The 6,280-nt window shown below is 71.1% G+C and carries 4 protein-coding genes; all 4 read left to right on the forward strand.

The window, feature by feature from the left end; all coding sequences use genetic code 11:
- Positions 1 to 115 precede the first annotated feature (115 nt).
- Complete coding sequence (locus ABZX90_RS42520) at positions 116 to 1,336, forward strand: sensor histidine kinase (RefSeq protein WP_351122241.1); 1,221 nt, start codon at positions 116 to 118, stop codon at positions 1,334 to 1,336.
- Complete coding sequence (locus ABZX90_RS42525) at positions 1,333 to 2,013, forward strand: response regulator transcription factor (RefSeq protein ID WP_351122244.1); 681 nt, start codon at positions 1,333 to 1,335, stop codon at positions 2,011 to 2,013. Before ABZX90_RS42520 ends, ABZX90_RS42525 begins: the two co-directional genes overlap by 4 nt.
- Positions 2,014 to 2,173: 160 nt before the next feature.
- Complete coding sequence (locus ABZX90_RS42530) at positions 2,174 to 5,299, forward strand: efflux RND transporter permease subunit (RefSeq protein WP_355213584.1); 3,126 nt, start codon at positions 2,174 to 2,176, stop codon at positions 5,297 to 5,299.
- A gap of 278 nt (positions 5,300 to 5,577) precedes the next feature.
- On the forward strand, positions 5,578 to 6,280 hold a 703-nt coding region (locus ABZX90_RS42535), incomplete at its 3' end, for a ricin-type beta-trefoil lectin domain protein (protein WP_355213585.1).

Raw genomic sequence — 6,280 nt, forward strand, 5'->3', positions numbered from 1 at the left:
CACCGTACCGTCCGCCGACCCGGCGGCCAGGTCAGCCTGGCCCCGGCCCCGGCCCGGCGACAGCGCACCGTACCGGCCGGTTCCCAGCCCGGCAGGGCCCCGTACCGTTGAGCGGGTGAGCACCCTGGAGCGCGCGAGGGGCTGGCTGCGCGCACACCCCCTCGCCCTGGACGCCGCCCTCGCCGCAGGCGTCCTCGTCAGCATGGTGGCCGGCTCCTTCGTCGACCCGCACGGCGCCGACGGCACGACCTGGGGCGCCCGCACCCCCGACGCCCTCAGCCTCGCCCTCATGGTCCTCGGCGCCGCGGCTCTCGTGTTCCGCCGCCGCGCCCCGATGAAGGTCCTCGCGGCGACCGTCGCCGTCTCCCTGGTGGAGCTGGTGACCGGCGACCCCCGGGCCCCGGTGGCGATGTCCGCCGTCGTCGCCCTCTACACCGTGGCCTCGGCCACGGACCGCCCCACGACCTGGCGCGTCGGCCTCGTCACCATGACCGTCCTGACGGCGGTCGCGATGCTCGCGGGACCGCTGCCCTGGTACGCCCAGGAGAACCTCGGCGTCTTCGCCTGGACCGGCATGGCCGCGGCGGCGGGTGACGCCGTCCGCAGCCGGCGCGCCTTCGTGCACGCGATCAGGGAGCGCGCCGAACGAGCCGAGCGCACCCGCGAGGAGGAGGCGCGCCGCCGCGTCGCCGAGGAGCGGCTGCGCATCGCCCGCGATCTGCACGACGTCGTCGCCCACCACATCGCCCTCGTCAATGTGCAGGCCGGAGTCGCCGCCCACGTGATGGACAAGCGCCCCGACCAGGCCAAGGAGGCGCTCGCCCACGTACGGGAGGCCAGCCGGTCGGCGCTCAACGAACTGCGCGCCACCGTGGGTCTGCTGCGCCAGTCCGGCGACCCCGAGGCCCCGACCGAGCCCGCCCCCGGGCTGGCCCGCCTCGACGAGCTCGCCGACACCTTCCGCAACGCGGGGCTCCCCGTGGAGGTGGCCCGCTCCGACCACGGCACCACCCTGCCCGCGGCCGTCGACCTCGCCGCGTACCGCGTGATCCAGGAGGCCCTCACCAACGTGCGCAAGCACGCGGGCACGGGGGCGAAGGCCGAGGTCAGCGTGGTCCGCGTCGGGCCGAACGTGGAGGTGACCGTCCTCGACAACGGGCCCGGGCAGGACGCGGGCCCGCAGGAGGGCGGCGGGCACGGGCTGCTCGGCATGCGGGAGCGGGTCACCGCGATCGGCGGGAGCTGCACGGCGGGTCCCCGCTACGGAGGCGGCTTCCGCGTCCATGCGATCCTTCCGGTCAAGAACCGCGCGCCTGCCCTGGGGGACCCCGTATGACGATCCGCGTCGTGCTCGCCGACGACCAGGCGTTGCTGCGCAGCGCGTTCCGTGTGCTGGTCGACTCGGAGCCGGACATGGAGGTCGTGGGGGAGGCGTCCGACGGTGCGGAGGCGGTGGCGGTGACCCGCGAGGAGCGGGCCGACGTGGTGCTGATGGACATCCGGATGCCCGGGACCGACGGCCTCACCGCCACCCGGCTCATCACCGCCGACCCGGGCCTCGCGCACGTCCGCGTCGTGATGCTGACGACCTTCGAGGTCGACGAGTACGTGGTGCAGTCGCTGAGGGCGGGCGCGTCCGGATTCCTCGGCAAGGGCGCCGAGCCCGACGAGCTGCTGAACGCCATCCGGATCGCCGCCGGCGGCGAGGCGCTGCTGTCCCCGGCGGCGACCAAGGGCCTGATCGCCAAGTTCCTCGCGCAGGGCGACGGTGACGACGGGCGCGGTCCCGCCCGCGCCGAGCGGCTCGACGCGCTCACCGGACGTGAGCGCGAGGTGCTCGTCCAGGTCGCCGGAGGCCACTCCAACGACGAGATCGCCGAGCGCCTCGAAGTGAGCCCGCTCACGGTGAAGACGCACGTCAACCGGGCCATGGCCAAGCTGGGCGCCCGGGACCGGGCGCAGCTGGTGGTCATCGCCTACGAGACCGGCCTGGTACGCCCGAGGGTGGACTGAGGGTCACCTGGGCGTACTGCGCCTGGAGTAGGTTCCCGGTAAGGAAATGGACCCAGGGGCTACGGATCGTCGCCCGTTCATGGCCCAAGGTGTGACGTGGGGCGTTCCCCCCAGTCCCCCCCGCCTTCCGCTCGAACCACAGAAGAGAGACCCACCACCCATGTCCTGGCTGTCCAGATTCAGCCTCGCGCAGCGGGCCCTCATCGGGCTGATGTCGATCATCGCGCTCGCTTTCGGGGCGATAGCGATCCCCCAGCTCAAGCAGCAGTTGCTGCCCACCATCGAACTGCCCATGGTGTCCGTGCTCGCGCCGTACCAGGGTGCGTCTCCGGATGTGGTCGAGAAGCAGGTCGTCGAGCCCATCGAGGACAACCTCGAAGCCGTCGACGGCATCACCGGTGTCACCTCCACCGCCAGCGAGGGCAACGCCGTGATCATGGCGTCCTTCGACTACGGCAACGACACCAAGCAGCTCGTCGCCGACGTCCAGCAGGCCGTCAACCGGGCTCGCGCCCAGCTCCCGGACGACGTCGACCCGCAGGTCATCGCCGGCTCGACGGACGACATGCCGACCGTCGTCCTCGCCGTCACCTCCGGCAAGGACCAGCAGGCCCTGGCCGACCAGCTCGACCGCACGGTCGTCCCCGCCCTCGACGGCATCGACGGCGTCGGCCGGGTCGCGGTCACCGGTGTGCGGGACGTCCAGGTCACCGTCACGCCCGACGAGAAGAAGCTGGCGAAGGCCGGCCTCACCTCGGCCGCCCTCGGCCAGGCCCTCCAGGCGGGCGGGGCGACCGTCCCGGCCGGCTCCTTCGACGAGGACGGCAGCAACCAGACCGTGCGGGTCGGCGGCGGCTTCACCTCGCTGGGGCAGATCCAGGACCTGATGGTCGCGGGACAGCCCGGCAAGAAGCCGGTGCGCCTCGGCAGCGTCGCCACCGTGAAGCAGGAGCAGGCCAAGGCCGACTCCATCACGCGCACCGACGGCAGCCCGAGCCTCGCCGTGATGGTGACCATGGACCACGACGGCAGCGCCGTCGCCATCTCCGACGCGGTCAAGGACAAGCTGCCCGGCCTGCGGGCGGACCTGGGCGCGGGGGCGAAGATCACCGTCGTCAGCGACCAGGGCCCGGCCGTCTCGAAGTCCATCCACGGACTGACCACCGAGGGCGCCCTCGGCCTGCTCTTCGCGGTCCTGGTCATCCTGGTCTTCCTGGCGTCGGTCCGCTCGACGCTGGTCACCGCCGTGTCCATCCCGCTGTCCGTGGTGCTGGCCCTGGTCGTCCTGTGGACGCGGGACCTGTCGCTCAACATGCTGACGCTGGGCGCGCTCACCATCGCGATCGGCCGGGTCGTCGACGACTCGATCGTCGTCCTGGAGAACATCAAGCGGCACCTCGGGTACGGCGAGGAGCGCGAGGAGGCGATCCTCACGGCGGTCCGCGAGGTGGCCGGCGCGGTCACCTCCTCGACCCTCACCACGGTCGCCGTCTTCCTGCCGATCGGTCTGACCGGCGGCATGGTCGGCGAACTGTTCGGCTCCTTCAGCCTGACGGTCACGGCGGCGCTCCTCGCGTCCCTGCTCGTCTCGCTTACGGTCGTCCCGGTGCTCTCGTACTGGTTCCTGCGCGCCCCCAAGGGCACCTCCGCGGACGCGGAGGAGGCCCGGCGCCAGGCCGAGGAGAAGGAGGAGCGCAGCCGTCTGCAGCGCTTCTACGTCCCCGTCCTGCGCTTCGCGACCCGTCGCCGGCTGACCAGTGTGCTGATCGCGGCCGCGGTGCTCGTCGGCACGTTCGGCATGGCGCCCCTGCTGAAGACGAACTTCTTCGACCAGGGCGAGCAGGAAGTCCTCACCGTCAAGCAGGAGTTGAAGCCGGGCGCCAGCCTGGCGGCGACCGACGAGCAGGCGCGGAAGGTCGAGAAGCTCCTCGACGGCGTCAAGGGCGTCAAGGACTACCAGGTCACCATCGGATCCTCCGGCTTCATGGCGGCCTTCGGCGGCGGTACGGACACCAACCAGGCGTCGTACCAGGTCATGCTGGAGGACTCGGCGTCCTACAAGGACGTCCAGGACCGCATCGAGAAGGGCCTCGGCCAGCTCTCCGGGCTCGGCACCACCACGGTCGCGGCCGGTGACGGTTTCGGCAGCCAGGACCTCAGCGTCGTCGTGAAGGCGGCCGACAAGGACGTGCTGCGCAAGGCGGCCGACCAGGTCCGTGACGAGGTCGCGAAGCTCGACCACGTCACGGACGTCACGAGCGACCTGTCGCAGAGCGTGCCGCGCATCTCGGTCACGGCCAACTCCAAGGCGGCGGCGGCCGGTTACAACGACGCCACGCTCGGCGCGGCCGTCACCCAGGCGGTACGCGGCACGGCCACCGGCAAGGCGACCCTCGACGACACCGAGCGGGACATCGTCATCAAGTCCGCCGAGCCGGCCACCACGCTGGCGGAACTGCGTGGGCTGCGGCTCGGCGCGGTGAAGCTCGGTGACATCGCGAAGGTGGAGGTCGTCGACGGGCCGGTCTCGATGACCCGGATCGACGGCCAGCGGGCCGCCACGATCACGGCCAAGCCGACCGGTGACAACACCGGCGCGGTCAGCGCGGACCTCACGGCGAAGCTGAAGAAGCTGAAGCTGCCGGCCGGTGCCACGGCATCGATCGGTGGTGTCTCGCAGGACCAGGACGACGCGTTCGCGTCGCTCGGCCTCGCGATGCTGGCGGCGATCGCGATCGTCTTCATGCTGCTGGTGGCGACGTTCCGTTCGCTGGTCCAGCCGCTGATCCTGCTCGTGTCGATCCCGTTCGCGGCGACCGGCGCGATCGGCCTGCTCATCGTCACGGGCACCCCGATGGGTGTCCCCGCGATGATCGGCATGCTGATGCTCATCGGCATCGTGGTGACGAACGCGATCGTGCTGATCGACCTCATCAACCAGTACCGCGCGCAGGGTCACGGCGTGGTCGAGGCAGTGATCGAGGGCGGCCGGCACCGGCTCCGTCCGATCCTGATGACGGCGCTGGCGACGATTTTCGCTCTGCTGCCGATGGCGCTGGGCGTGACCGGCGAGGGCGGCTTCATCGCGCAGCCGCTCGCGGTGGTCGTCATCGGTGGCCTCATCACGTCGACGCTGCTGACGCTGCTGCTCGTCCCGACGCTGTACGCGATGATCGAGCTGCGCAAGGAGCGCCGGGCGAAGAAGAAGGCGGCGAAGCGGGAGGCCAAGTCGGCCGAGAGCGCCGTCGCCCATGAGGACAAGTCCCCGGAGCCTGCCGGAGTCTGAGCCGGTTACAGGTGGTTCCCGGTAATTCCGGATAGTTCCAGGTAGTTCCAGCACTGGGCCCCCGCCCTCGGCGTTCACGCGCCGGGGCGGGGGCCCAGCGCTTGGGGCCAGTGCTTGGGCCCAGCGCTTTTCGGCCAGTCCGGAGCCACCCCGAAATTGGTCCATACCAAAGCCTTGACGCGGTTTTGCTCACGCCTTAAAACAACTGATGAAGACCCCTCTTTCGGCCCCCCATCAGAGCGTCCAGGGCGCACACCGGCGAAAGGTATGGCATGGGCATGCAAAACAGTTGGAGACGTGCGGCGTACGCCGCGGTCGGCACCCTTGTCCTCGGACTGCTGAGCGTGCTCCCGGCCTCGCCCGCCGCGGCCGCCACGGGGCAGATCAGCGGCCTCGCGGGCAAGTGCGTCGACGTGGCCGGCGCGAGCACGGCCAACGGCACGGCCGTACAGCTCTACGACTGCAACGGCACCGCGGCACAGCAGTGGAACGTCGGTGCGGACGGCACGATCCGGGCGCTCGGCAAGTGTCTGGACGTCACCGGCAACTCGACCGCCTCGGGTGCCCAGCTCCAGCTGTGGGACTGCTCCGGCGGCCCCAACCAGCAGTGGGTCGTCACCGCGGCCCGCGACATCGTGAACCCCCAGGCCGACAAGTGCGTCGACGTCACCGGGAACAACTCGGCCAACTCCACCCGGCTGCAGATCTGGACCTGCACCGGCGGCGCGAACCAGAAGTGGACGGCTCCGGCGGCCGGGGGCGGCACCCCGAGCGGATTCGTCGTCTCCGAGGCGCAGTTCAATCAGATGTTCCCGAACCGGAACTCCTTCTACACGTACAGCGGCCTGACCGCGGCCCTCGGCGCCTACCCCGCCTTCGCCAAGACCGGCAGCGACACGGTCAAGAAGCAGGAGGCCGCCGCGTTCCTCGCCAACGTCAACCACGAGACCGGCGGTCTGGTCTACGTGGTCGAGCAGAACA

The sequence above is a fragment of the Streptomyces sp. NPDC002935 genome, from assembly GCF_040611295.1.
Classification (GTDB): Bacteria; Actinomycetota; Actinomycetes; order Streptomycetales; family Streptomycetaceae; genus Streptomyces.

Bases quoted from the DNA above. Each gene is read 5' to 3' on its own strand.
- ABZX90_RS42525 (WP_351122244.1), top strand. From the start codon at position 1,333: ATGACGATCCGCGTCGTGCTCGCCGACGACCAGGCGTTGCTGCGCAGC.
- ABZX90_RS42530 (WP_355213584.1), top strand. From the start codon at position 2,174: ATGTCCTGGCTGTCCAGATTCAGCCTCGCGCAGCGGGCCCTCATCGGG.